The organism is Cellulomonas sp. NPDC089187 (genome assembly GCF_040685135.1).
Taxonomy (GTDB): domain Bacteria; phylum Actinomycetota; class Actinomycetes; order Actinomycetales; family Cellulomonadaceae; genus Cellulomonas.
Window position 1 is genome coordinate 527,587 of the sequence record NZ_JBFBHI010000002.1, and the last position, 25,440, is coordinate 553,026.

23 protein-coding genes and 2 tRNA genes are annotated in these 25,440 nt (G+C 70.0%); 13 read left to right on the top strand and 12 right to left on the bottom strand.

Translation table 11 applies throughout. The features are described 5' to 3' along the window. Positions 1-255 precede the first annotated feature (255 nt). Both AB0N78_RS06780 and AB0N78_RS06785 read left to right on the top strand, forming a co-directional pair. A complete protein-coding gene (locus AB0N78_RS06780; protein WP_363387439.1) occupies positions 256-876 on the top strand; it encodes a class I SAM-dependent methyltransferase in 621 nt (206 codons plus the stop codon). Positions 877-1,016: 140 nt separating this feature from the next. After that, positions 1,017-2,453, top strand: coding sequence for an NAD(P)/FAD-dependent oxidoreductase (locus tag AB0N78_RS06785; protein WP_363388233.1), 1,437 nt, complete (start codon positions 1,017-1,019; stop codon positions 2,451-2,453). A 55-nt stretch (positions 2,454-2,508) separates the two neighbouring features. On the opposite strand, the gene AB0N78_RS06790 is transcribed toward AB0N78_RS06785, so the two are convergent. The 3 genes from AB0N78_RS06790 to AB0N78_RS06800 all read right to left on the bottom strand — a co-directional run bounded on the left by AB0N78_RS06790 (position 2,509) and on the right by AB0N78_RS06800 (position 5,077). After that, on the bottom strand, positions 2,509-3,513 hold the full coding sequence (locus AB0N78_RS06790; RefSeq protein ID WP_363387442.1) for a glycine betaine ABC transporter substrate-binding protein: 1,005 nt from the start codon (positions 3,511-3,513) through the stop codon (positions 2,509-2,511). Positions 3,514-3,594: 81 nt separating this feature from the next. After that, positions 3,595-4,353, bottom strand: a complete 759-nt coding sequence (locus AB0N78_RS06795) for an ABC transporter permease subunit (protein ID WP_363387445.1) — start codon at positions 4,351-4,353, stop codon at positions 3,595-3,597. A gap of 1 nt (position 4,354) precedes the next feature. After that, positions 4,355-5,077: an ABC transporter permease gene (locus AB0N78_RS06800; protein WP_363388236.1), complete on the bottom strand. Its 723-nt coding sequence runs from the start codon at positions 5,075-5,077 to the stop codon at positions 4,355-4,357. Between the two features lie 106 nt (positions 5,078-5,183). Here AB0N78_RS06800 and AB0N78_RS06805 point away from each other — a divergent pair, with 106 nt between their 5' ends. Together AB0N78_RS06805 and AB0N78_RS06810 are read left to right on the top strand one after the other, a co-directional pair. Further along, positions 5,184-6,185 carry an ABC transporter ATP-binding protein gene (locus AB0N78_RS06805; RefSeq protein WP_363387448.1) on the top strand — a complete coding sequence of 334 codons (1,002 nt, stop codon included), beginning with the start codon at positions 5,184-5,186 and terminating at the stop codon, positions 6,183-6,185. A gap of 40 nt (positions 6,186-6,225) precedes the next feature. After that, positions 6,226-7,143 (top strand): hypothetical protein, encoded by a 918-nt coding sequence (locus AB0N78_RS06810; protein WP_363387451.1) that lies wholly within the window; start codon positions 6,226-6,228, stop codon positions 7,141-7,143. A gap of 3 nt (positions 7,144-7,146) precedes the next feature. Here the strand turns inward: AB0N78_RS06810 and AB0N78_RS06815 are convergent, their stop codons facing one another. From AB0N78_RS06815 to AB0N78_RS06825, 3 genes are read right to left on the bottom strand one after another with little or no spacing between them, the layout of a single operon-like run. Then, positions 7,147-8,349: a HAMP domain-containing sensor histidine kinase gene (locus tag AB0N78_RS06815; protein ID WP_363387454.1), complete on the bottom strand. Its 1,203-nt coding sequence runs from the start codon at positions 8,347-8,349 to the stop codon at positions 7,147-7,149. After that, positions 8,346-9,023 (bottom strand): response regulator transcription factor, encoded by a 678-nt coding sequence (locus AB0N78_RS06820; RefSeq protein WP_363387456.1) that lies wholly within the window; start codon positions 9,021-9,023, stop codon positions 8,346-8,348. The genes AB0N78_RS06815 and AB0N78_RS06820 overlap by 4 nt, the downstream gene beginning before the upstream one ends. Beyond that, positions 9,020-9,550, bottom strand: a complete 531-nt coding sequence (locus AB0N78_RS06825; RefSeq protein WP_363387459.1) for a hypothetical protein — start codon at positions 9,548-9,550, stop codon at positions 9,020-9,022. The genes AB0N78_RS06820 and AB0N78_RS06825 overlap by 4 nt, the downstream gene beginning before the upstream one ends. Positions 9,551-9,640: 90 nt before the next feature. On the opposite strand from AB0N78_RS06825, the gene AB0N78_RS06830 reads away from it, so the two are divergent. The 6 genes from AB0N78_RS06830 to AB0N78_RS06855 all read left to right on the top strand — a co-directional run bounded on the left by AB0N78_RS06830 (position 9,641) and on the right by AB0N78_RS06855 (position 17,766). Further along, positions 9,641-11,464, top strand: coding sequence for an acyltransferase family protein (locus AB0N78_RS06830; protein ID WP_363387462.1), 1,824 nt, complete (start codon positions 9,641-9,643; stop codon positions 11,462-11,464). A gap of 151 nt (positions 11,465-11,615) precedes the next feature. After that, positions 11,616-12,392, top strand: coding sequence for a DUF3592 domain-containing protein (locus tag AB0N78_RS06835; RefSeq protein ID WP_363387465.1), 777 nt, complete (start codon positions 11,616-11,618; stop codon positions 12,390-12,392). Positions 12,393-12,420: 28 nt separating this feature from the next. Further along, on the top strand, positions 12,421-12,831 hold the full coding sequence (locus AB0N78_RS06840; RefSeq protein WP_363387468.1) for a hypothetical protein: 411 nt from the start codon (positions 12,421-12,423) through the stop codon (positions 12,829-12,831). A 30-nt stretch (positions 12,832-12,861) separates the two neighbouring features. Further along, entirely contained in the window at positions 12,862-14,160 is a 1,299-nt protein-coding gene (locus AB0N78_RS06845) for a hypothetical protein (RefSeq protein ID WP_363387471.1), read from the top strand. Then, entirely contained in the window at positions 14,157-15,242 is a 1,086-nt protein-coding gene (locus AB0N78_RS06850) for a hypothetical protein (RefSeq protein WP_363387474.1), read from the top strand. The genes AB0N78_RS06845 and AB0N78_RS06850 overlap by 4 nt, the downstream gene beginning before the upstream one ends. Beyond that, the gene (locus AB0N78_RS06855) at positions 15,229-17,766 is read left to right on the top strand and encodes a hypothetical protein (RefSeq protein WP_363387477.1); all 2,538 of its coding nucleotides are present in this window, start codon (positions 15,229-15,231) and stop codon (positions 17,764-17,766) included. Before AB0N78_RS06850 ends, AB0N78_RS06855 begins: the two co-directional genes overlap by 14 nt. Positions 17,767-17,850: 84 nt before the next feature. Here the strand turns inward: AB0N78_RS06855 and AB0N78_RS06860 are convergent, their stop codons facing one another. The 4 genes from AB0N78_RS06860 to AB0N78_RS06875 form a co-directional block, all read right to left on the bottom strand. After that, the gene (locus AB0N78_RS06860) at positions 17,851-19,206 is read right to left on the bottom strand and encodes a DUF4214 domain-containing protein (protein ID WP_363387480.1); all 1,356 of its coding nucleotides are present in this window, start codon (positions 19,204-19,206) and stop codon (positions 17,851-17,853) included. A 196-nt stretch (positions 19,207-19,402) separates the two neighbouring features. Beyond that, a tRNA-His gene (locus AB0N78_RS06865) sits at positions 19,403-19,475 on the bottom strand. A gap of 73 nt (positions 19,476-19,548) precedes the next feature. Beyond that, positions 19,549-20,211: an oligoribonuclease gene (gene orn, locus AB0N78_RS06870; protein WP_363387483.1), complete on the bottom strand. Its 663-nt coding sequence runs from the start codon at positions 20,209-20,211 to the stop codon at positions 19,549-19,551. Between the two features lie 94 nt (positions 20,212-20,305). Then, the gene (locus tag AB0N78_RS06875) at positions 20,306-20,497 is read right to left on the bottom strand and encodes a hypothetical protein (protein ID WP_363387486.1); all 192 of its coding nucleotides are present in this window, start codon (positions 20,495-20,497) and stop codon (positions 20,306-20,308) included. 155 nt (positions 20,498-20,652) lie between these two features. On the opposite strand from AB0N78_RS06875, the gene AB0N78_RS06880 reads away from it, so the two are divergent. Continuing rightward, a complete protein-coding gene (locus AB0N78_RS06880) occupies positions 20,653-21,201 on the top strand; it encodes a MarR family transcriptional regulator (protein ID WP_363387489.1) in 549 nt (182 codons plus the stop codon). Positions 21,202-21,232: 31 nt separating this feature from the next. On the opposite strand, the gene AB0N78_RS06885 is transcribed toward AB0N78_RS06880, so the two are convergent. Both AB0N78_RS06885 and AB0N78_RS06890 read right to left on the bottom strand, forming a co-directional pair. Continuing rightward, positions 21,233-22,723 carry an MFS transporter gene (locus AB0N78_RS06885; RefSeq protein ID WP_363387492.1) on the bottom strand — a complete coding sequence of 497 codons (1,491 nt, stop codon included), beginning with the start codon at positions 22,721-22,723 and terminating at the stop codon, positions 21,233-21,235. After that, positions 22,723-23,943: an amidohydrolase gene (locus AB0N78_RS06890; protein ID WP_363387494.1), complete on the bottom strand. Its 1,221-nt coding sequence runs from the start codon at positions 23,941-23,943 to the stop codon at positions 22,723-22,725. Before AB0N78_RS06890 ends, AB0N78_RS06885 begins: the two co-directional genes overlap by 1 nt. 328 nt (positions 23,944-24,271) lie before the next feature. Here AB0N78_RS06890 and AB0N78_RS06895 point away from each other — a divergent pair, with 328 nt between their 5' ends. Next, the gene (locus tag AB0N78_RS06895; protein WP_363387497.1) at positions 24,272-25,297 is read left to right on the top strand and encodes an Lrp/AsnC family transcriptional regulator; all 1,026 of its coding nucleotides are present in this window, start codon (positions 24,272-24,274) and stop codon (positions 25,295-25,297) included. 44 nt (positions 25,298-25,341) lie between these two features. Further along, positions 25,342-25,414 (top strand) — tRNA-Arg (locus tag AB0N78_RS06900). The last annotated feature ends 26 nt before the right edge of the window (positions 25,415-25,440 follow it).

A 25,440-nucleotide genomic window follows, 5' to 3' on the forward strand; every position in this document is an offset into this window, starting at 1 on the left:
GCCGCTAGCTCTCGTGCGTCGGCTGCGCAGTCCGCAGGTGACGCGATGGTGGCGCACTCGTCACACTCGGCTACCCACGCGCGCATGATGCTCATGCCGCACGCTCCCCGGTGAACAGGGGCACTACGGGGGCGGAAGCTCCAAACCAGCGGGTTCGGGGTTCGAGTCCCTGATGGCGCACCAGCACGACGGCCTCTCACCTGCGGGTGAGGGGCCATCGTCGTCTGTGGGTCATGGTCGGTATCGTCCGCGAGCATGGATCTGGATTCCCTGCGAGACGACTACGACCGGGTGGCGGACCGCTATGTCGACCTCGGCGTCGGTGAGCTGGCGGATGAGCCGTGGTTGCGTGCGGCGCTGACCGCGTTCGCCGAGCAGGTGCGTGGGCGTGGGCCAGTGTGGGATGTCGGCTGCGGGCCGGGGCAGGTGACCGCGTTCCTGGCGGACCTCGGGGTAGATGTGCGGGGGATCGACCTGTCGCCGCGGATGGTCGAGTTGGCGCGGAGGCGGTTCCCGGGCCTGCGGTTCGATGTGGGATCGGCGACGCAGCTGCCGGTGGAGGACGGGTCATTGGCCGGGATCCTCGGCTGGTGGTCGCTGTTCCACTTGCCTCGGACCGTTCTGCCTGACGTGTTCGGCGCGTACGCCCGGGCGTTGGCACCCGGTGGGCTGGCACTGGTGGGCTTCCATGTGGGTGATGGCGAGCTGCATCGCACCGAGGCGTACCGCGGGGTGCCGGTGCGTTGGACGACGCATCTGTGGCAACCGGAGCAGCTGTGCGAGCTGCTGCGGGCCGCGGGGTTGGTGCCCGAGGTCGAACAGCGGTTCTGGTCGGAGCCCTACCCGCAGGTGGTGATTGCCGCGCGACGGGGCTGACGTCCTGGGAGCGGGCTGGTTCCCGGTCGAGCCGACTTCACATGCTGAGGGCGAGGCAGGCCGCCTGGACCGGGGCGCTCGACCTGCCGTTCCGCGCCTCGGGGACCACGATGGGCACACCCGAGGAATGGAGCATGGCGATGGAGACAGTCAGCTACGACGTGGTCGTGATCGGTGGCGGGGCGGTGGGGGAGAACGCCGCCGACCGGGCCGCTCGGACCGGGTTGTCCGTGCTGGTGGTGGAGCGCGAGCTGGTCGGCGGTGAGTGCTCGTACTGGGCGTGTATGCCGTCCAAGGCGCTGCTGCGACCCGGTGCGGTGCTGGCGCAGGCGCGGGCGGTGCCCGGTGCGGCGGAGCTGGTGACCGGTGAGCTGGACCCGGCGCGGGTGCTGGCCCGGCGCGATGAGTTCACCTCGCACTGGGACGACCACGGCCAGGTGGCCTGGTTGGAGTCAGCCGGGTTGGCGCTGTTGCGCGGGTCGGCCCGGTTCACCGGGGAGAAGGAGCTGGTGGTCGACAACGAGGAGGATGGCACCAGCACCCGCGTGATCGCCCGGCATGCGGTGATCGTGGCCAGCGGCAGCGAGCCGGTGATGCCGAACATCCCGGGGCTGGTGGAATCCGTGCCGTGGACCTCGCGTGAGGCGACCGCGGTGGAGGAGATTCCTGGCCGGCTGGCGATCTTGGGCGGCGGCGTGGTCGGGGTGGAGATGGCCACCGCGTACCGGGATCTGGGCGCCGAGGTGACGTTGATCGTCCGGGGTGACCGGCTGTTGAACGGGGCGGAGCCCTTCGCCGCGGAGGAGGTTGCCGCCGGGCTGCGTGAGCTGGGCGTGCACCTGCGATTCAGTACGGAGACCACTGCGGTGCGGCGGGACTCCTCGGGGGTGCATCTGAGCGTCACCGGCCCGCAGGGAGAGGACACCATCGACGCGGAGGAGCTGGTGGTGGCGACCGGTCGCCGTCCGCGCACCGATCTGGGTCTGGAGACCATCGGGGTGGAGCGGTTGACTGTGGACGACGCGATGCAGGTACCGGGGCACGACTGGCTGTTCGCGGTCGGCGACGTCACCGGTCGCACCGCCACCACCCACCAGGGCAAGTACGACGCCCGGGTGGCCGGTGACGTGGTGGCGGCCCGGTTCGGCTCGGACGAGCAACTGCGGGCGGACGAGCAGAACGCGGGGGACTGGACCCGGTTCCGGGCGAGCGCCGACCACGCGGCGGTGCCCCAGGTGGTGTTCTCCCGCCCAGAGGTGGCCTGGGTGGGGCAGACCGAGCAGCAGGCCGCCGAGGCCGGTCGCGCGGTGCGGACGGTGAGCTACGCGATCGGCTCGGTGGCGGGGGCGTCGGTGAGCGCCGACGGCTACCGGGGCACCGCGCAGTTGGTGATCGACCGGGACTCCCAGGTCATTCTCGGGGCGACCTTCACCGGCCCGGATGCCGCCGAGCTGTTGCAGACCGCGACGGTGGCGGTGGTCGCGGGAATCCCGTTGAGTCGGTTGTGGCATGCGGTGCCGGCGTATCCGACGGTCAGCGAGGTGTGGTTGCGCCTGCTGGAGACCGCCGGGCTGTGACGACACACGAGGGGCCCGGGAGCACACACTCCCGGGCCCCTCGTCATGTGCCGGGTCAGCTGGCCAGCGAACCGTCCGAGGACAGCACCAGACCGATCGCCGACTCACCGTTGCGCACGGCGTCGCCGATCAGACCGAAGTCGTAGCTGGTGAAGTCGCTGATCTTGATCCCGTAGGTGCCCTCCAGACCGGGCTGGCAGAACGGGCGCTCGGGGCACTCGGCCGGTCCGGCCAGGGCGACACCGCCCTCGCAGGCGGTGGCCAGGTCGGACAGCGTGCTGACGTCGTGCTCATCGGCGAATGCCTGGGTGACCGCGAAGGCGTTCTGGTCCTGCGCCTGCGACACCTGCCCGAAGGCCAGACCGGCGTCCGCGCCCAGGGTGGTCAGCGCCTCGACCGTGGCGTCCACATCACCGGAGGCCACCGGCTCGGCGTCGGCCCCATTCGCGGCGGTGTTGAGGAACTCGGTCAGCGTGGCCGCGTACTCCGGGGTCACGGTGATCTGCCCGGACTGCAGCGCGGGCAGGTAGGTCTCCCGGTTGCCGATGGTCTGCACCTCGGTGCTGTACCCGGCGGACTTCAGCACCGCGGAGTAGATCTCGGACAGCGTGGCGCTCTCGGAGAAGTTGGCGGCCCCGATGACGACGGACTTGCCGGCACCCAGGCTGCTGTCGTCGGAGGCCAGGCCCTGCTCCTCGACAAAGGCGGCGGCAGTCTCGGAGGAGGTCTGGCGGTCGATGTCGACGGCCTTGTTCAGCTGGATCAGTGTGTCCGTGTCCAGCGCGGCGGAGACCTCGTCCAGCAGCGGGATCAGGTTCGGGTCCGCGGTGGCGGCCTCGGCGTTCACCGCGGGAATGACGTTGTCCGCGTTCTGCAGGCCCTTGTCGTCCTCCAGCACGACCAGCTGGTCACCGGCGACCGGCTCACAGACCGCACCGCTGGCATTCGTGTCGGTGGTCGGGTCGGCGGAGCCGCCGCCGGAGCCGGGGTCACCGCAGGCGGCGACCAGCAGGAGCACCCCCGCGGCGCTGGCGACAAGGGTGGTGCGACGTGCCTTCATGTGTCCTCTTCCGTGGTGGGGCAGGGCGTCAGGGGGCGGGCGTCGACCATTCGACCGGCCCGTCCGGGGCTCGGCAACCGCTCAGGCGGCGGCCGGGGTCACAGTCCGATCACGGTCGTCCGGGATCGGCGGGGTGTCATCGGGTTGGGGGCTGCTGCTGCGCCCGGAGCGACGGCGGCGGGTCCGCATCGGTTCCGGGGTGAGCAGACGCTGCACCACGGCCAGCACCAGCTCGATCAGCAGGCAGAGCGCCGCGACCAGCACGGCACCGGCGACCACCTGGCCGTACCGCTGCACCGCCATCCCGGTGACGATGATCGAACCCAGACTCGTGCCCCCCACCAGTGCGGCGAGCGGGATGGTTGCGATCACCTGGGTTGTCGCGGTGCGCAGCCCGGCGCCGATCAGCGGCATCGCCAACGGCAGCTCGGCCTGGAACAGGGATCGGGTCCCGCTCATCCCCATTCCCCGGGCGGCATCGCGCACATCCGGGTCCACCTCCATCAGCCCGGTGAAGGCATTGGTCAGGATCGGCGGCACCGCGAAGATCGCGACCGCCAGGATCGTCGCCCGCGCCCCGAACAGACCGGTGGACGCGAAGATCGTCAGCAGGGCAAAGGTGGGCAGCGCCCGGGAGGTGTTGGCCAGCACCACGGTCAGCACACCGCCGGACCGGCGATGCCCGAGCCACACCCCGAGCGGCAGGGCGACCACCGCGGCCAACAGCACCGCGATGACGCTGAGTCGCAGATGCTCCCCAGCCAGGGCGATCACCCCATCGCGCCCCGACCAGTTCAGCGGGTCGTTCAGCCAGGTGAAGGCCTCGCGCAGCACATCCATCTCAGGCCTCCCGTCCACGTCGGGCCCAGGGCGTGACGGCCCGGCCGAGCAGCCACCAGAACAGATCGAGCAGCAGGGCCAGGGCCAGACACAGCAGCGTCGAGGTCAGGATCTCCGCGTGGTACTTGTTGTTGCGGAATCCCCGGAAGATCAGCTCGCCCAACCCGCCGTAGCCGACCGCCACCCCGACGGTGACCAGCGCCACCGTGGTGACGGTCGCCAACCGGATCCCGGCGATCACCGCGGGTAGCGCATTCGGCAGCTCCACCGTGAGCAGCATCCGCATCCGCCCATAGCCCAGCCCTCGCGCGGCATCCCGGATGCTGTCGTCCACGCCCTCCAGCCCGACGATGACATTGCGTACCAGCACCAGCAGCGCGTACACCACCAACCCGATCAGCACCGGCGTGCGGCCGATGCCGGTGAACGGCACCAGCACCGTGAACAGCGCCAGCGACGGGATCGTGTACAGCACCGAGGAGGTGCCCACGATGGGCGCGGACAGGCGAGGCCGCAGATGGGCCAGCATGCCCAGCGGCACCGCAATCACCACCGCGATCAGCACCGCCTGCACGGTCAGACTGGTGTGCTGCCCGAGCGCGTGGACCAGGTCGTCCCAGTTGCGTTGCACGTACTGCCAGGACAGCCAGGGGTTGGCCGCGGCACCACTGTCGGCGGCGGTCGTCGTGGCTGTCGGCACCAGAAGTGCGCTGGTCAGGACCATCACCGCAGGGACGCTACCCAAGGGCACCGACACGTGCCGGTCGAACGGGGGTGATCGTGATCGGAACGTGAGCGGATGTGGGAGGGCGCAGGTAGCGTCTTCGGCCATGACGGCGATCGCGTTCGAGCACGTCCGCAAGGAGTACCCCGACGGAACGGTGGCCGTGGCCGACCTGTCCCTGGAGGTGCGCGAGCACGAGCTACTGGCCTTGGTCGGTCCCTCGGGCTGCGGGAAGTCGACCACGCTGCGGATGGCCAATCGCCTGGTCGAACCGACCTCGGGGCGGATCCTGCTCGGCGGGGAGGACGTCACCCATGCCGACGCCGTGCAGCTGCGTCGTCGGATCGGCTACGTGATCCAGAACGTCGGACTCTTCCCGCACCGCACCGTCGAGCAGAACGTGGCCACCGTGCCCCGACTGCTCGGCTGGGACCGCACCCGGACCCGGCGGCGGGTGGGTGAGCTGTTGGAGCTGATGGGCCTGGACCCCGCCCGGTACGCCAAGCGCTACCCACATGAGCTCTCCGGCGGTGAGCGGCAGCGGGTCGGCGTCGCCCGAGGCCTGGCCACCGACCCACCGGTGCTGCTGATGGACGAGCCCTTCGGTGCGGTCGACCCGGTCGGTCGCCGACGCTTGCAGGCCGAGTTCCGCCGGATCCACGCCGAGATCGGCACCACTGTCATGCTGGTCACCCACGATGTTGACGAGGCGGTGCAGCTGGCCGACCGGATCGCCGTGTTCAGCCGGGGCGGGCACCTCGAGCAGCTGGATGACCCGGTGCGGGTGTTGACCGCCCCGGCCAGCGCCGCGGTGGCGGGTCTGGTCGGACGGGATGCGGCGACCAGACTGCTGGGACTGGGCACGGTGGAACGCGACGACCTACGGGAGATCGGACTGGGGGAGGACCTGCCCACCCACGCCGCTGAGCCGGTGCGACTCGGCGGCTCGTTGGCGGAGGCGTTCACCGCGGTGGCGGCCTCCCGCTCCGGTGTGGTCCCGGTGGTCGAGGGGGAGCGGACCGTCGGTGTGCTAGACGCTGACGGGGTGCTCCGCGCGCTGCGCCGGATCGTTGTGGACGGTGCCGCGGAGGAGCCCGCAGCGGTCTGATGCACGGCAGATCGCGGATCGCGTGGGTAGCCTGACCCGCGTGACCACGACGATCGGCCTTGCCACCTGCGCCGCCCTGCCGGAGCTCGACCCGGACGACCACCCGCTGCGGGACGAGCTGGCCCGACGCGGCCACGACGTCCGCCCGGTGGTCTGGAATGACCCCACCGTGACCTGGTCGGACTTCGACCTGGTCGTGGTGCGCTCGGCATGGGACTACACCGATCACCCCCGGGACTTCCGGTGGTGGGCGGAGCGGGTGTCGTCCAGCTCCACGCTGCTGAACCCGGCCTCGGTGATCACCTGGAACATCGACAAGCAGTACCAGCGCGCCCTCGACACCGCCGGACTGCCCATCATCCCCACCATTTGGCTGGACCCGGAGCGCAACTTCAACGCCCGGGCGATCCACACCCGGTTCCCGGCGTTCGGGGACTTCGTGATCAAGCCGACCGTGAGTGCCGGTGCCCGGGACACCGGTCGGTACGCGGCCGGAGTCACCAATTCCCGTGCGCAGGGGATCATGCACGCCAAGCGCTTGCTCGATGCCGGTCGCCACGTGATGGTCCAGCGTTACCTGCGCCAGGTCGACGAGGTGGGCGAGACCGCGCTGGTCTACTTTGACGGGCAGCTGTCCCACGCGGTCCGCAAGGCCCCGCTGCTGACCGGCCCCTACGAGCGGGAGTCGATGTCCGGCGTCCTCTACAAGGAGGAGGTCATGAGCCCGCGCGAGGCCTCCGCCGCTGAACTTGAGGTCGGTCAGCGCGTGATCGACGCCCTGCCCACCGTCCTGCGCGGCCTGGACCGTCCGCTGGCGTACACCCGGGTCGACCTGGTTCCCGATGATGAGGGCAACCCGGTGATCCTGGAGTTGGAGCTGATCGAGCCGTCGCTGTTCTTCGGCCAGGCACCGGATGCGGTTACCCGCTTCGCGGACGTGATCGAGGGACGGCTCTGAGGCTCAGCCCTCGAACCGCACCGTCGCGCGGGCCCCACCCTCGGGCAGGTTGGCGAGCCGGAGTACCGCACCGGAGCGGGTGAGCCCGCGTTCGGCGATCACCAGCCCCAGTCCGCTGCCCGCGGTACGACGACCGGCGGTGTCGAAGCGGCGGGGTCCGGCCTCGAGCAATCGCTCGGGGAAGCCGTCTCCATGGTCCTCGATCCGCAGTTCCGGGCTGTCCACCACGACGGTGACCGGGCCGCGACCGTGCCGGTGCGCGTTGGCGATCAGGTTCCGGACGGCGCGGGCGACCACCTCCGGCTCAGTGCGCACCGGCTGATCGGAGCGGATGTCGACCACGCAGTCCAGATCGGCGACCGCGAGTGCGCGTTCGACGATCTGGCTCGGCGCTATCGGCTCGGTCACGGTGGTCTGGCCCTCCTCGGCGTCGAGCCGGGCGAGCAGGAGCAGGTCGTCGACCAGGGTTCGCACCCGGGTCACCAGGCGGCGGACGCGGGCGGACTCGGCGGAGTCGTCCAGCAGCTCGGTGGCGCTGACCAACGCGGTCAGCGGGGTGCGTAGCTCGTGGGCGGCATCAGCGGTGAGGTCCTTCTCCCGCTGCGCCCGCTCCAGCAGAGCGGTGGTGCTGCGCTCGATGGTGCCGGCCAGCACGGCGATCTCGTCCTGACCGGTGAGCAGAACGGCGGGGATCTCCGGCGGGTCAGTGGCCACCGCCCGGGTGATCTGGCGCAGCCGGGCGGTCAACCGATCGGCGGTCCACCAGCCGACCACACTGGCCGCGGCGGCGGTGACCAGGCCGGTGAGGATGAGATTGCGGGTGAGCATCAGCCAGCGTTCGCGCAGCCCCACCGTCGGCAGCCGAGTCGCCAGGACGATGCCCTCCTCGGGCTCCCAGGCCGCGTAGGTGGACTCACCGTCGGCGTAGGTGACGATCTCCTGATCGGTGATCCGCTCGGCCAGGGTGGGGGGCAGCCCCAGCGGGTTGACCTCCACCGCGGGGGAGGTCTGCCCCGTGAACAGATAGGTCGCGGTTCCGCTGCGCAGGATCGCGGTGGCCGCCTCGCGCTGCTGGTCACGGGCGGAGATCAGCGTCCCGGCAGACACAAGCGCCCCGAAGACGCTCACCACAAGCACGGCACCGAGCGCCATCGCCGCGGCGGTCCGCAGTCGTAGCGAACGCCAGCGCGGAGCCGCGACCGTCACGGGGCACCGACTCGGTAGCCCAGCCCGTGTTCGGTGCGGATGACGTCACGTCCCAGCTTGCGTCGGACCCGGGCGACGTTCACGTCGACCACATGACCATCACCCTGGCCGCTCTCGCCCCAGACCGAGGTGAGGATGCGGCGCCGGTCCAGGACCATGCCGGGGTTCTCAGCCAGCAACGCGAGCAGGGTGTACTCCACCTGGGTCAGGCGGGCGTGCACCCCGCGCCACGTCGCGCCGAGCAGCTGCGGCTCCAACTGCAGACCGGGCACGGGGGTGAGCGCGGACTCCTCCTCGTGCTGGGCACCGTCGCCGGCGCGGCGCAGCACGGCCTGGACCCGGGCGACCAGCACCGCACCGTCGAAGGGCTTGGTGATGTAGTCGTCCGCTCCGGCGTCGAACCCGGCCAGCTCATCCTCACGTCGGTCACGGGCGGTCAGCACGATCACCGGACAGATGCCGTGCTGGCGCAGGTGCCGGGTCAGGGAGAGTCCGTCACGGCCGGGCATGTTCACGTCCACCACGGCGACATCGGGGTCCCAGACCGCCGCGACGCTCAACCCGTCGATGCCGTCGACAGCGGTCCGCACGTGGAACCCGGCCTGGGTGAGCAACAGGGCGGTCGTCTCCCGGACATCCGGGTCGTCCTCGACCACCAGTACGTGTGCGCTCATGACTCCTCCACGAATCCCGAGATCGTCCTCAGATCGAACTCCGCCATGCCGCTGTCCTCGGCCCACCACGGCGCAACCCCAGGGAAGGTCAGACGTAGACGGTCGTAGGCGCTCACCGCACCACGATGCACCGGTTGGTCCGCGATCACCTGGACGGGGTAGGAATCGGTCTCACCGCCGTCGGCAGCGCAGGTCGGATCACAGCGGCGCACGTGCAGGACCCCCTCCCCGGAGGCGGCATCCGGCCCCCATTCCTCCCAGACCAGATCGGTCAGGTGCGCACCGGCATCTGCGCAGGTCAGGACAAATCCGGGCGGCTGGATCACGGCGGCACCGTCACACGAGATCACAAAGGTCGATCCGTCGGGGTTGGCAGGCTGGACGCGCACCCCGGACCCGATCCCCGCATCGACCTCGGCGACGGTATGCACTACGACGCTGATGCCGAAGACGACGATCACCGCTGCGACCATCGCCAGGATGCCGCCAATCACGCGGGGTGCGCGAGAGGGCAGAGAACGGGGCATAACGCCATAGTGACCCCCACGCCTCACACACTTCTCACACGGTGTCGGATCGTGAGAAAGCTGTGATCCGACCGCCACAGCATGGAGTTCATGCCAGCAGCCGCCCCTGTGCCCTCGCGCGCCCGTGAGAAGGCCATCCCCCGGGTCGCCGGCGTTGATGGTCTGCGTGCACTGGCGGTCCTCGCCGTGATCGCGTTTCACCTCGCACCGGCCACGGTCCCCGGTGGCTTCATCGGCGTGGATGTCTTCTTTGTGATCTCGGGGTTCTTGATCACCCGAGGGCTGCTGATCGAACCCCCCTCGGTGCGCGCCCTGGGCCAGTTCTGGTCCCGTCGTGCTCGGCGAATCCTGTCCGCACTGATCCCGATGCTCCTCGTGTGCGGGGCCGCGGTTCGTGTGCTCGGCGGCGACCCTGCGGTGGACTTCGGACGTCAGCTGCTGTCCGCGGTCACGTTCAGCACCAACTGGGTGCTGATCGGTAGCGGGCACGGGTACTTCGCGACGCAGGCGCAGCCGGTGTTCCAGCACCTGTGGTCGCTGGCGGTCGAGGAGCAGTTCTATCTGCTGTGGCCTGTCGTGATCGTGGTGCTGCGCCGGGTGCGCAGCCGGGAAGCCCGGATGGGGTGGGTGGTGGCCCTCGCGGCGATCAGCGTCCTGACATTGGCCGTCCAGGTCATGGTCTCCGGGATCGACCGGGGGTACTTCGGGACGGACTCCCACGGCTTCGGGCTGGTGATCGGGGCGTTGGTGGCGATGCACTGTGCGGACGTGAGCCCGTTCCGGTTGAACGGTGGTCGGTCCGGGCGGGGCGTCGTTCCGGCCGGATTGGTGGCGCTGGTCGTGCTCGCAGCGGTGCTGTCGGGCGGCTCGCGACTGGCGATCATCCTCGGGCTCCCCGCCGTTGCCCTGATCACGGCGGTCATGCTGTGGGCGCTGACCCAGGTCGGCGGCGTGAGCGGGCGACTGCTGGATGCGCCGCCGTGGGGGTGGATCGGCAGGCGGTCGTACGGGCTCTATCTGTGGCACTGGCCGGTGCTGGTGTTGCTGCGCTCGCGGGGGCTGACCGGGCTCGGGTGGGACCTGGCCGCAGTGGCCGCGACCGTTGCCCTAGCAGCGGCGTCGTACCGGTGGGTGGAACAGCCGATCCAGCGTGCCGGGTTCCTCGGGTCACTGTCCGAGTACCGGGCCGTCCGGCAGCGCTGGATTCGGCCGGCCGTGGCGGTCGGTGCGGCTGCGGCGTTGTCTCTGACCTCGGCGGCGGTGGTGGACGCCCCGCGGATGTCCCGTGCACAGGCGCAGGTGCAGGCGGGCATTGACGCACTCGCGCACCCGAACGCCTCCGCCCCGGCCACCCCCGAGGTCTCCGCGCCCCCGATCCGGATCGCCGGCGCACCGGTGCCCGCCCCGGGCTACACGGCCCCGGCGCGCCGCCCCGCGATCCCATGGGACGGCAACCAGATCACCGCAGTCGGTGACTCCGTGATGCTCGCCGCCGCCCCCGCTCTGCTGGACCGATTTCCCGGGATTCACATCGACGCCGAGATCTCCCGCCAGCCGGAGGTGATCGCCGACACGGTGCGCCGGCTGGCCGACTCGGGCCAGCTGCGCCGGGTGGTGGTGGTCGGGATGGGCACGAATGGCACGATCGGCTCCACCAGCATGCGCGCGCTGCTGGACGCGGTGGGCTCGGAGCGGGAGCTGGTGCTCGTGACCCCCAGCGCCGACCGGTCGTGGATCGCCGGGGCGGACCGGACACTTCGTGAGGTCGCCGCCGCTGATGACCACATCCGGTTGATGGACTGGGCGCGGGCGGTGTCCACACACCCGGAGGAACTGGCCGGTGACGGCATCCACCCGGGGCCCGCCGGTGGGCGGCGCTATGCCGCGCTGCTCGCCGCCACCCTGACGGGCTGAACCGGCGGGATTGGTCCCGTGGGATCGGTAACCGTCCACGGCTCCCTACGCTCGCAGCTGCTCGGGTGGGGGCCGGTTCCGACGCCGGACCCGCCCGGGCATCGACGCTCGGACCGACGTCGATCCGACCGGAATCAAGGGCGGCAGCCGCATGGCGCAGACCACAGGATCAACGACCAAGGCGGTGCTGCTGTCCCTGGTCAGCGCAGTGGTCGGTGCCCTGATCGCATACGCGTTCATTCCGGTGGCCAACCGGTTCCGGGTGATGAGCACCATGGGTGTGTTCGACGAGCGCCGGGATGTGCCGGGGCCGACCGGCGGTGCTGCGTTACTGATGATCGTCGCCCTGGTCGCCGCAGTCGTGCTGCGGTGGGTGGTCAGCCGATCCGTCGCCACGGTCGAGGGTCGAGTCGGCACCGTGCTGCGGGTCACCCCGTTCGGGACGCTGGGCGCGCTGGTGGTCTGCCTGTTCGCCGCCTCGATGATGACGGCACCGACCACCGTCGGCTGGGATGAGGACCCGGTGTTCGGCCAGCGGGAGGCCTGGGATGCCACAGGATGGGCCTTCTACTCCCTGCCCGTTGCGGCACCGGTGGTGCTGGGGCTCATCGCCGTGATCCGGATCGGGTACGGGATCGCCTCGGCCCGCTCGACCCGGCGCCGCACCAGCCCGGTGACCGGCGGACTGCGGGCCAGCGGACGGATCACGCAGGTCAGCGGTGCCGCCGAGGTCCAGGGCAGCCTGCTCACCGTCTCCGTCGACTTCACCGACCACACCGGGATGACCCGCCACGTCACCACGCAACGACCGGCGATGCCCGGTCAGCAGCTGCAGGCCGGGCAACCGGTGGTGGTGTTTTACGACCCCGTCGACCACACCAAGGTCACCTTCGGACTGGCGGCAGCTACCCCCACCGCATCGCACTGACAACTGACACTTCAGGAGAGGACGCATCATGGGACTGTTCGGCAAGCGTGACAAAGAGGCCGCGTACCAGGCGGCCGAGGACATCGGCGCGGGCCGCGGTCTGCAGGGCAAGCTGCTGCGCGGTCTGATGGGCGCGGAGGTCGCCGGACAGGTGGGCGCGGCGGCACAGGCGGCTCGCTCGGCGGAGACCGCGGCGATGGCGATGTCCTCCGGCGTGGCCACCGTTCCGGCAACGGTGCTCGGCATCGTCGACACCGGGCAGCTGGTGAACTTCGACCCGATGGTGATGCTGACCCTCCAGTTCGCCGACGGTCAGCAGCTCCAGCTCCAGACCGTGGTGTCCAAGCTCCAGGTCCCGCGGGTCGGCGACACCGTTGCGCTGATCGACAACCCCGCCCAGCCGGGCAGCTACGCCTACGCGGGGCTCGCCTCGGCCTGATCCGGTCGGACCGCTGGGTACCCTCACGGGGTGCAACGCATGGTCCGGGCCGAGGTGATCGACGGTGCCTGGCGACGCCTCGGTCCCGGGGTGGAATCCCTGTCGACACAGGACGGCGGGCCGCTGAGTCGAACGGTGAAACTCGTGGTGGTGCCCCTGGTGCTGCGTCCCTCGGCCCGCCGCGAGTTGGCCGCCGCAGTGATCGGACCGGCACAGGCCGCGCTGATCGAACAACTGATCGGCCAGGACCGGGAGCGGCTGATCCACACCGCGGGGTGGTTGGACGCCCTGCTGGCCCGCCCGGAGTCCGAGCAGGTCGGCCGGGATCGCTGCTACCCGACGGCCTACGCGCTCGCGACGACCCACGGCGAGCCACGCCCGAGCACCGCGGAGCCGGTTGCACAGGAGGCGCTGATGGACCTGCTGGCCGAACGCGGCGCGGTGAGCACCGCTGCGGTCCGCGCCGTCGCAGCCGACCCGCGCCAGGCCGCGCGACTGTCGGCGACGCTGGACCGACGCTGGTCGGACCACCCGACACCCGACCCGGTCGAGGAGTCGGCGGTGCAGGCCTGGGCATCCGCAGTGCTGGAGGGCTGGGTGCCCGGGGGCGCTCGGCCCCGCCCCGAGGCCACCAAACGCGCGGAGCAGGCATGGTCGGCGCTGATCGACGGCGGTGTTGGCACCCACACCGGCGCGGCGCTCCGGGCCGACACCTGGCCACAGGAGGCCGCACCCGTGGCGCGTCCCCGACGCCTGGGGCTCACCGAGCAGATCCGGGTGGCCTGTCCCACGCTGGACACTCCGGAGCGCACTACGGCTCCCCGCCCCTGGGACCGCAGCATTGTCGAGCGTGTGCTGGTCATGCTCCAGCACACCAGTGACCGCAGTGGGCTGCCCGCGGCGCACGATCTGCTCGCCGATGAGGTGGACCGTGCGTCCGGGGCCTGGCAGCTCGGGGTGGAGCCGACCCGCGTCGTCATGGTGCTCGGCACCGTGCTCGCCCTCGGCCTGGACGGCGCGGCCCCCGCGGATACCCAGGCGCACCGGATCGTGGCCGGGATGCGTCGACGCGAATCCTGGTTGGCCCGAGCCCAACGGCAACCGGACACCCCGGCCGGGCACACCGTCACCGACGATGTCACCGACCCCGTTGCCCCGTATCTGCGGCGATTGTGGACCCGCCTGCACGGCTCCGAGCATCGCGGCACCGTGCCCGCCGACCCCCAGGAGGGTCGCACTCTGCTGATCGGGGTGGCGCGCTCGGTGCTGATGGATGGCCGCTCGCGGGTCCGCGCTGCCCTGCTGCGCCGACAGGAGGGTCGAGGATGACCGAGCTGCTCCTGCGCGACTGGCACGGTGCCCTGGCGCTGGGGCCGGAGCCCAGCCTGGACGCGCTGACCCTGGACGGGGGACTTCCGCCGGTGACGCTCGTGGTGCGCGGCGGTCAGCTGGTCTGGCCCTGGGTGGTGGATCCGGCGACCGGGATCGACGCCGACGCCACCCTGACGCGCGCACCGGTGGCTGTCCTGGACGACCTGGAGCAGGCCCAGGACTGGATCTGGGCGTGCTACGGCTCCGAGGCGGCGCTGGCCCTCGACGCATTCCCCGAGTCGGACGCTGTGGCATGGCAGCCCCGGTGGCAGTGGCTGGCGGCCACCGCCGCGCGCTTCGCCTTCGGACACTGGCTCGCGGTCTGGTGGCCCGCCTCCACGCTGGATGGCATCCCCGCACTGGACCTGGCGGCACTCACCACCGAACTCGCCCCGCTGGCGACGCGGCTCGATCCGCTGCTCGACGCTACCGACCAGCCTGGCGTGCCCATCACCGCCTCCGCCGCGCGACGGGACCGCTACGCCCTCGCCGCGAGTGGATTTGCCGGACCCGCCGATGCGCTGGGTGCCCAGGTCCGCAGCGGCATCCGGGGCACCGACTGGACCGACTGTCCGCCCGGTTGGGTGGATGCCTCGGAGTCCGCCGTGTCCTGGCACCGGGTGTCCGACCTCGGCGGGTGGTCGTTGCGGGTCCGCGTGAGCGCCGGTCCGCAGCCGCCCGCGACCGGGTGGCTGGCCGCCTCTACCGACACCGTCTCCCTGCTGCTTCGGCCCGGCCGGGACGAGCTCGGTGCATGCTGGGCGGGGGAGTCCGCCGGGGTCGGACCGGCACCGGATGGAGCACAGACCCGGGTGTTCCTGCCGGGCTTCGGTGGCGACGGGGGCAGCGCTGGCCCTGTCGATCCGGCGGCTCCAGCTGTGCCCGACGCCGGTCCCTCGGCGACGGAGACCGCACACTGGCGTGATCAGATCCGCCGGTTCGCGCGCGATCGGATCGACCGCGGTGCCCCACCCCCCGTCACACCGGCGGCACTTTGGCGGGCGGAACCCATGCGGGAGCACGGTCATGGCCTCGGCTGAGCACTCGCTCGCTCAGATCCGTGACGAGCTCACCCGGATCGAGGTGCAGCTGCGAGGGCTTGAACAGTCCGGTCGACCACCAGCCGACCCGGCAACGCTCACCACGGCGCTGACGACCCTCGACCGCTGCCTCGACCAGCTCACACCCGGCGACGACCTGGCGGTCACCCGGGTCTGGTTGGCCAGTCTGCGGGCCAGTGCCCTCGCTCTGGGGTCGGATGAGAGCGCGGCGGTGGCGGCATTCGATCACGCGGCGAGACTCGGCAGTCAGCTGCTCACCGACGTGGCCGACCCGCACGCCCGCGACGCACTGACCGACCTGACCGCCGTGGCGGGGATCGACGCCGCGGTGCTGCTGCTCCGGTCGGGTGCCTACCCCGCAGCGCAGGCCAGGCTCGATCAGGTCGAGGCTCGCGGGCAGTCCGGGCTCGGCCCGACGGTGATGCTCGCCCTGGCCAATGCCCGCACCGCCATCGAGCTGGGCCTCGACCGCGCCGGGAACGGGTTCCGCTGGGCGCAGGTCGCGGCAGGGCTAGCCCAGGAGCACGGTGGGCCTGGTGCCACCACCGCACTGGTGAACCTGGCCGAGGCCTGCGCCCGGATCGGTGATCCGGCCCGCGCCCGCGGACTCTTCACGCAGGTGCTGACCCACCCTGACCGCACTGCTGCCGAGGAGGGCGCGGCCCGGATGGGTCTGGCCCGCATCGCCCTGGATGAGGACGTCACCCTCGGAGCGCCGGCGCTGCGTGAGGTCATCCAGCACGCGCAGCAGACCCGGGACGCGCCCCTGTTCTCCGTGGCGGCCATCGCCGTCGGATGGGCGGCCCACGCCACCGGACAGTCCGACCTCGCTCGACGGTGGTACGCCGAAGCCGCTGACACGATGGCCGACCCCGCGACCCGAGCGACCTGCGCAGCCCTGATCGCCACCACCTGGACCGAGTCTGATCCGGCGCAGGCCCGTGCCGACCGGGAGCGGGCTCGTCAACTGGCACAGGAGGCTTCGCCCCAGACCCGGGCGGTGATCGACTACCAGACCGGTCTGCACGATCTGGTCACCGGTGAACGACCGGAGGCGCTGGCCGAGGTCATCGCTGCCGCACTGGTGATGGATGCCTGGCGGATCGATCTGCCGTGGGGTGTGCCCCGTCAGGCCTGGCAGCTGTCCGGCCGGGCCCAGACCATCGCGACCGCCCTCGACCTGGCACACGACCATCGCCGTCCCGACCTGGTCGCCGCCATCAGCGCACACCTGGCCGCGACACTGCCAGAGGCCACAGCCTTGATGCTCCCGCCACGGGTAACTGTCGACGGCTCCGACCCTCTGGCCGACATCGTCCGACTCGCGCGGCGACGCTATGGTCACGCGCTGCGGGACGAGTCCCGAACGATCGCGGCGCTGCCGGAACAGCCTGGTGTGGTCGATCTGATCGCGGTCACCCGCCAGGACACGTATCTGTGCTGGCGGGGCCCCACCGGCTTGCACAGTGCGCGCCGTCCGCAGGCGGAGGTTGCCCCGTCGCTCGCGGTCGTCATCTCTGTCAGCGAGGCTGCCCGCCATGCTCCCGACGACGCCGTCCTCCTGACCCCAGGGAAAGAGACAGGGCTGATGACCGACCTCGGTGCCCTGCTGCCAGCCGCCCTCGTGACGGACCTGCGGGAGGCGCGTCTGCTGCGGGTACGAGCGGACGGTGACCTCGCGGTGGCGCCCTGGGGACTACTGGCCGTGGAACCCACGGGGAGCACCCGCGTGCTGGACCTGGTCGACGTGGTCAGCCTCGCGCCCTACGGCCTGCCGGTACTGCCGACCGAGTCCGGCAGCGCGGGAGTGCTGGCGGTGCTGGACCCACAGATCCCCGGCATGCTCGCCGACTCCGTATGGGGACCGGTCACGACGCCCGGACCCGCTCGGCAGGCACTGGCCGAGCGGTTCGGCGGTGACCGACCTGTGGGACGCGCGGACCAAGACCGCTGCTGGTGGGAGGCCGGCCTCGCGCAGCGGCCCGCCCGACTGTTCTACCTGGGACATGCCGGGGCAGTTCGCGCCGCCGACAGCGGCGGCACCGAACCTGCCCTGCACCTGTGCTGCACCGAGGAGCTGTCCGGCACCGCAGCGGTGATCGGTCGACACCGACCGTTCACTGCTCGCGACATGGCCCGCTCCGGGTCGATCTATCCGCCGCGTGTCGCGCTGATCGCCTGTGCCAGCGCGGACGACGCCCGGACCCGGGACGCTTATGGCGTAGCCCACACCATGCTGGCGCATGGCGCAGGGCTCGTCACCGGCACGCGTTGGCCGTTGCCTACCGGACAGTGGTTCCGCGATGCCGACCTGCACCCATCCAGCGGTATCGACCCGTTGACCGCCCTCGCGCTCGCGGTGGATCAGGCGCACGAGAACCAGGACCCGGTGGCCGCGGTCAACCGGTGGCAGCGGGCATGCCTGAATCGGTGGCGCGCGCAGGGTCGTGCGGACAACAGCCCTATCACCTGGGGTGCGGTACACACCATCGTGCACCCCTGACCGGCTGCACCCCACGCGCGCGAAGGGCGCCGCACCGAGGTGCGACGCCCTTCAACATCGGAACGGTCGAGCTCGACCGTTCTGTCAGCCGAACTGTGTGATGGCCCGCTGACGGAACTCGGCGCTGTTCATCAGGCTCACCGTGACCTCGGCCTGCTGTCCGGTCTGAACTAGCCCCCGCCAGGTGGCCTTGCCTGAGGCGTCGGCGTTGCGGGCGAACAAGAGCTGGTACTGAGCGTTGATGTACTGGTCGGCGTGCTCGACGCTCCGCAGGACGTTGCGAGCGACTGCGGCTCGTCCTTGTTGGTTGACCTGAGGGACCCAGTTGTTCACTTCAGCGGCTGACGGGGTGCGTCCCAGGACGCCCTGGTAGAGGCGCGTTACCCAGGTGGAGGTGTTCTTGCCCGCCTGCTGCCATGCTTCGTCAGAGGACCAGAGCGTCACGTGCAGCTCCTGCTCGGTCAAGCCGTTCGCCATGGATCTGAGATGCGTGGACAAACCGCCGGAGTCGGCGCTACGCCCCAGCGCCTTCTGGTAGGCGTTGTTGATGACTCGGGTTCGGTACTCGGTCGACGACATCATGGAACGCGCAGTCGCAGCGGTGCCATGTTGTGCGATCTGGGCCGACCATGTGCCCATCCCGCTGTCGTCTGCGGAACGACCAAGGAGGCCGGAGTACATGGCTTGGACCTGACTCCGCACGGAAACCGAGTTCTGATAAAGCGGACGAAGTCCATTGATGTCACCAGAACGCAGGGTGGTGGCATCATACTTGCTCGGGTGCATGACCTGATACTCACCGTTGAAGGCCGGCTCGTAGTGGGCCAGTCCAAGGGTGTGCCCCAGTTCGTGGGTGAGTACGTGCTGTTGCTGCGCCTGTGTGTAGTCCACTGCCACGGAGGCGATCCAGATTTGGCCGGCCTGGACGACACCGAGGCCGCTGTCGTCCCGGCCGATCCAGGTGGTGGCGCATCCGGCCCACGTGCCGGGCGCGGCAGCGCCGCAGGAGTCTCGGCCATCCACTCGCAGGTAGATTGTTCCGGCTGCTGGGCGTGCAGGCCAGGTGCTCACCGTGGTCGTTGACACGGACAAGGACGCGCCGCCGTTGGCGTTGATGTCGTTGGCCGATGCCTGCAGCGCTGCCCGCAGGGAGTCGACCCGAGAAGAACTCACCAGTTGCACGGTGAAATCTCCGTAGCTTCGGCTAATGGTGGGCGAAGTAGCTGTGTACGCGTAGCCAGCTCCGGTGGTGGGTGCCAGGAGCGCCTGCAATCCCGGCTCGCCGCTGCCGACGATCTCCCCTGAGTCGAAGTCGCCGACGATGACGTCGCCATCGATAGGGAGCTCGTCGGTGGCTTGAGCCCCGGAGATAGAGCCGAGGGTCAGGATCAACGTGGCAGCGGCCAGCGATCCGACAACCCTCCTTCTAGTGCGATTCATTGCGTCCCCTTGTGGTGCGAGAAAATGACGGGGCCACACTAGGGCTTCCGAGAGGCTCTGTAAATGGCGTTACGAAACGCCAAAAAGCCTCGATTCTCCGACAATTTGCCCGAGTTGCCGAGGGCTGATCGTGCGGGGCTCGAGCCTCTGGTGATGCGGAGAGCCCCGCACCACAGAGGTGCGGGGCTCTCATCGGGGTGGCTAACGGGACTTGAACCCGCGACCCCCTGGACCACAACCAGGTGCTCTACCTACTGAGCTATAGCCACCATCGCCCTTACGGGCCTGGACGAGTGTAGCGGGTACTCAGCCCTGCTGAGGAATCCGGAGCTGTCGCCCCGGTCACTGCGGCCGCGTGGGGGCCAGATGTGCTGCGGCCACGGAGGTGGCGGTGACCTCGGCGGCGATGGCCTTGGCGGTCTTGGAGTCCGGTCCGGGCTGGGCGACCAGGAGGGCGGCGCGGTAGTACCGCAGCTCGTCGATGCTCTCCAGGATGTCGGCCAGGGCGCGGTGTCCGCCGTTCTTCTTGGGGGAGTTGAAGTAGACCCGCGGGTACCAGCGGCGGGCGAGCTCCTTGATGGAGGACACGTCGATCACCCGGTAGTGCAGGTGCTCCATCAGCGTGGGCATGTCGCGCTCGAGGAAGACCTTGTCGGTGCCGACCGAGTTGCCGGCCAGCGGTGCCTTGCCGGGCTCGGGCACCCAGGTGCGGATGTAGTCGAGGACGTGCTGCTCGGCGTCGGCCAAGGTCGTGCCGTCGGCGAGTGCGGTCAGTAGGCCGGAGGTGGTGTGCATCGTCCGGACGAAGTCGCCCATTCCGGTCAGGGCCTCGGCGGGCGGGGCGATCACGACGTCCGCGCCCTCGCCGAGCACGTTCAGCTCGGAGTCGGTGACGACGGCGGCGACCTCGACCAGGGCGTCATTGACGGAGTCCAGGCCGGTCATCTCGCAGTCGATCCAGACGATGCGGTCGGCGCTGCCCTGCTGGTTGTTGACGGTGCTCACGGGGGTCAGCCTACGTCCCAGCCGTCTGCGGGCGTGGAAAAGGCCGGGGACGTCGGGTGGTTCAGGGGTGACGTCCCCGGCCTGATCCGGCGGTTCACCGTGCCACGGCACCCACGAGGGTGGCCGGGAGCAGTGCGACGGACCATGCCCAGTTCGGGCGAGGTTCGGGTGGGCGATCGGGGTGCGGGTCACGTCCGGGGCGTGTGGCGTCGCGGCGGGCGCGCACGGCGTCGAGCCGGTCGGCGTGATCGAGCAGGATCAGATCGAAGGTGCTGGTGGGGTGCATGGTGGGTGGTCTCCCTGTGCTGGTTCTCACGTGGGGTCTGGCCGGACCCCGGGGACGCACCGCGGTGTGGTTCTAGGAGACCACCGACCGCCGACATCGGTCACACGATTTACTCAGCGAGCACTCATTGTTGAAAGATCAACTATCATCGCGGGATGACTGCCGAGGACCCGCGATGGCTCAGCCCGGGGGAGCTGCGCGCCTGGACCCGGCTCGAGGCGGTTGCCGAGCTCCTCCCCGTCGCGTTGGACCAGCAGCTACAGCGTGACGCCTCGCTCTCGCACTACGACTACCTGGTGCTGGCCAAGCTGTCCGAGGCTCCGGGGCGCACCCTCGCGATGAGCCAGCTCGCCGCGGCAACCAACGCGTCACTGCCCCGGCTGTCCCATGTGGCCGCACGCCTGGAGGACCGTGGCCTGCTCGGTCGTCGCCGCAGCCCTGAGGACCGACGTACCACGCTGGCTACATTGACCGAGTCCGGATGGCGGACCGTCCAGGCGACCGCCCCCGGTCACGTGGCCCAGGTCCGGCGGTTGGTGTTCGACCGGCTCAGCGCCGAGCAGGTGGATCAGCTGGACCAGATCGCGCTGGCGGTGCTCACCGCCTTGGACCCCGATGGTCGACTGGAAGCGCGGTGCACGGCGACCCAGGAGGCCGTCGCGCCCGGACGTCCACACACGCCGGAGGGCGCCGGATCGCAGTGATCCGACGCCCTCGCGGTACAGCTGACACGACTCAGTCGTCGTTGTACTTCTTGCCCTTCGGCACCGAGATCAGGATCGAGGCCAGGGCGATCAGGGTCAGCACCAGGTTGAAGATCATCGCCACGGAGGCCGCCTGACGGACGCCCTCGTTGTCCAGCGTGCCCTGGGTAGCCAGGACATCGCCCAACCAGCTCGCTCCGGAGCCGGACATCGAGGAGAAGATCGTCAGCGACAGGGCGGCACCGACGGCCGAACCCAGCGAGGACGCCATCTTGTAGATGCCGGACCCGGCACCGGTCTGGTCAGCCGGCAGGTTGGACAGCGCCGCGTCGGTGGACGGAGTGGCGTAGAACGCCAGACCGATGCCGAACAGGCAGTACGCGATGATCGCCAGGATCTGGTACTGGCCGACCAGCAGGTTGGTCGGGATCAGCAGGATCGCGCACAGGGCCACGATCAGCGTTCCCCAGATCATCGGCTTGCGCGGACCGTAGGAGCGCAGCAGCTTCTCACCGACGCGGATCAGACCGATGATGAACACGGCGTAGCCGATGGTCAGCACCGAGGCCTTCAGCGGGGTGTAGCCCTTGCCGGACATCTGGAACAGCTGCTGGGAGACCATCAGGATGCCGATGGTGCAGTTCAGCAGGAAGTTCGACAGGGTCGCGCCGGTGAAGGTCTTGTTCCGGAACAGCTTGAAGTCGATGAACGGGTTCTCGTCGTTGCGCTTCTCCAGCATGACGAACACGACGGCGGCGACCACGGCCACGACGGCCAGCACCCAGATGACCGGGGAGCCCCAGCCGATCTGGCGGCCGAAGATGATCACGATCATGAACGCCAGGGTCATCACCATGAAGGAGATCAGGCCCGGGACGTCGAACTTCTTGCGGGTGGTCTGCTCGACCTTGCTCTCCGGCGCACCGAGCATCAGCACGATGGCGATGACCGAGACGACGATGGACAGCACGAAGATGAAGCGCCAGTTCATCGTGGTGGCGATGATGCCGCCGCACAGCGCGGACAGACCGGAGCCACCCCAGGAGCCGATGGACCACATCGACACCGCACGCTGGCGCTCGGCACCGTCCCAGTAGGCGCGCAGCAGGGCCATCGTCGACGGCATGATGCACGCGGCGGACAGGCCCTGGATCACCCGGCCGGTGAGCATCAGCGGCAGTGCGAGGTCACCGGCGGAGACCAGCACGAAGATCGAGCCGACGATGCCGAGGCCGTTACCGATCAGTGCGACCCGCAGACGCCCGACCTTGTCGGCCAGACCGCCGATCAGCACGATGAACAGGCCGGAGAACAGCGCGGTGATCGACACCGCCAGGTTCATCGCCGAGCTGGAGATGTGCTCGGTGCCGGAGTTGATGTCCTCGAGGACATTCGGGGCCACGGTGCCCATCGATCCGGCGAACAGCCAGAAGGTGAGCACACCGAGCACGATGCCGGTGAGCAGCTTGGCGCTGCCGCGGTACCCGGTCGTAGTGGGGGCAGGGGTGGTTGCGGAGCTCATCACGCGTCCTTGGAGAGATAGGCCAGGGCGGCCACGACGACCGCCTCGGTGCCGGCGGTCAGGGTGGGCTGCTGCACCGGGGCGAAGAAGGGGGAGTGGTTGGGGGCTGCCTTGGCACCGGCGGGGAAACCGCCCAGACCCCAGTAGGTGTAGGGAGTGCCGAAGGCATCGGGAACGCGGCTGAAGTCCTCGCTGGCGGCGATCGCCTCCATGGTGAAGACGCGGTCGGTGCCGAAGTGAGCGTCGAAGGCGGCGCGGACCTTCTCCGAGGTCGCCTGATCGTTGCTCGTCAGCGGGAACTGGTCGTAGTACTCGAATGTGGGCGGCTTCGGCGAGTCGGATGCCTCGCACTCGGCCTTGACGATCCGCTCGATGGCGCCCAGCACCTTGGCGCGGACCTCGTCCGAGTAGACCCGGGTGTTGACCAGCAGGGTGGCCCGGTCCGGGATGATGTTGCTCTTGGTGCCGGCGTTCAGGGCCCCGACGGTGACTACCGCGCGCTCACCGGGGGTGAGTTCACGGGCCACAATGCCCTGCAGGCGCTGCACCACGGCGGAGGCCAGCACGATCGGGTCCACGCCGAGCTGCGGCATGGACCCGTGCGACCCGGCGCCGTACAGGGTGATCTTGATCGAGTCGGCGCAGGACATGACCGGGCCCGGCGTGATGCCGATCCGACCGGCCTCGTGGCCGAGCACGTGCTGACCGAAGGCCACATCCGGGCGGGGGATCACGTCGGTCAGGCCGGCGTCCAACATGGCCTGCGCACCGGCGGCGGTCTCCTCTGCCGGCTGGAACAGCGCGATGAAGGTGCCGCTCCACGGGGCGCGGGTCTTGGCCATCAACTCGGCGGCACCGAGCAGGGTGGTGATGTGCACGTCGTGGCCGCAGGCGTGCATCAAGCCGACGGTGTTGCCGTCATCGTCCACGGTGGTGGCGGTGGAGGCGTAGGGCAGGCCGGTCTGCTCGGTGACGGGCAGGCCGTCGATGTCGGCACGCATGAGGACCGTCGGGCCCTCACCGTTCTTGAGCACGCCGACCACGCCGCCGCCCACGGGGGTGACGTCGTAGCCGAACGAGGTCAGACGGCGCTGGATCTCCGCGGCCGTCTCAGTCTCGTGCGAGCTGAGCTCGGGGTGCTGGTGGAGGTGGACGTAGAGCTCTTCCTGCCACTGCCGCGTGTCCGCGAGCGGGGCGAGGACCTCGGTGACCGCTGTCATGGGCGTCATCGCTTTCCTGGGTCGAATCTGTCGGCAGGTGGTCGCGCAGGGGTCGAATCCTGCATCGGTCGCCTCCGACCGGAGGGAGAATGCGGCTGGGTTGAGCATCGGGTGTCTCTCACTGTGCGCATCCACCGGTCGTGCCCATCTGGGACTGATGGCCTAGACTCGACTTCTGCCGCGTCGATACGCGAGTTGTCGGGACTGGACGTCGCCTCGTGGGTGACCGGTGCCGGACAGGGGTCGGCAACCAGACATCCGGTGAGAGTACGAATCTGGCGCGACTCGTCGCGGGATGCGATGAAAAGAGCGTCTATAGTCACGTCCTATGAAGGATCTGGACATCGATGAGCTCGATCTGCGCCTGATCGACGCACTTCAGGCTCGGCCCCGGGCGTCATGGACGTCGCTCGGGTCGTTGCTCGGCAGCAGCGCGGTCACCCTGGCGCGACGGTGGGACCGCCTACGCGAGGCCGGGGCCGCCTGGATGACGGTCGCCCCCGACTTGTCGACCGGGTACGGCTCGCTGGCGATGGGCATGGCCCTGGTCGAGGTGCAGGTCCGCACCGGCACCCTGCACACCACCGCCGCCGAGCTGGCGCAGTGCCCGGAGATCGCCACGCTGGAGATGACCTCCGGTGGCCGGTCGCTGATGCTCACCGTGATCGCCGGGGACGGGGACGACCTCGCGGACTTCCTGGTGAACACCCTCGAATCGATGCCCGGTGTCACCCATGTGCGCACCCACCCAGCGCCGCGCACCCTGATGGACGCCTCCGGGTGGCGTCTGCATTCGGCTGAGCGCGCGCGTTCACCCCACGACGACCGACATGGTCCGGTGCCCAACCCGGCTCTGGCCGCCGCCATCGCCCGCGAGCTGGCCCGTGACGGCCGCGCCACCGCCGGGGAGGTCGCCGCCAATCTGGGGCTGAGCACCCGGACCGCCCGCGCCGCCATCGCCGGGCTGGTCGCCTCCGGGCGGCTGCGATTCCGCACCGAGATCGCTCGGCCACTGTCCGGGTGGCCGGTGTGCTCCTGGTACCTGATCCGCTCGACACCCAGCCGTCGGGACGCGGTGGGTCGCCAGCTCAGTCAGCTCCGCGAGGTCCGCGCCGTGATGCAGACACTCGGCACCGCCGACCTGGCCGTGGTGGTCTGGATGCGCAGCCTCACCGACGTCCAACACCTGGAGCTGTCCATCGAGGAGATGCTGCCGGATGTGGTGATCGAGGACCGGGCGCTGGTGTTTCGGACGGTCAAGATCATGGGGCGGTTGCTGGACGAGGGCGGGATGGCCACGGGATTCGTCCCCCTGCCGGCGTATGTCGAGCCGGCGCATGGGCGAGGGCGCTGACCGGCGGCCGCGTAGGCTGGTCCGGCGCTCCCAGGGGCGCGCATGCCTCCGTAGCTCAATGGATAGAGCACCGGCCTTCTAATCCGTAGGTTGCAGGTTCGAGTCCTGCCGGGGGCGCCGCATGGTTGGCCCTCACAGGCCCG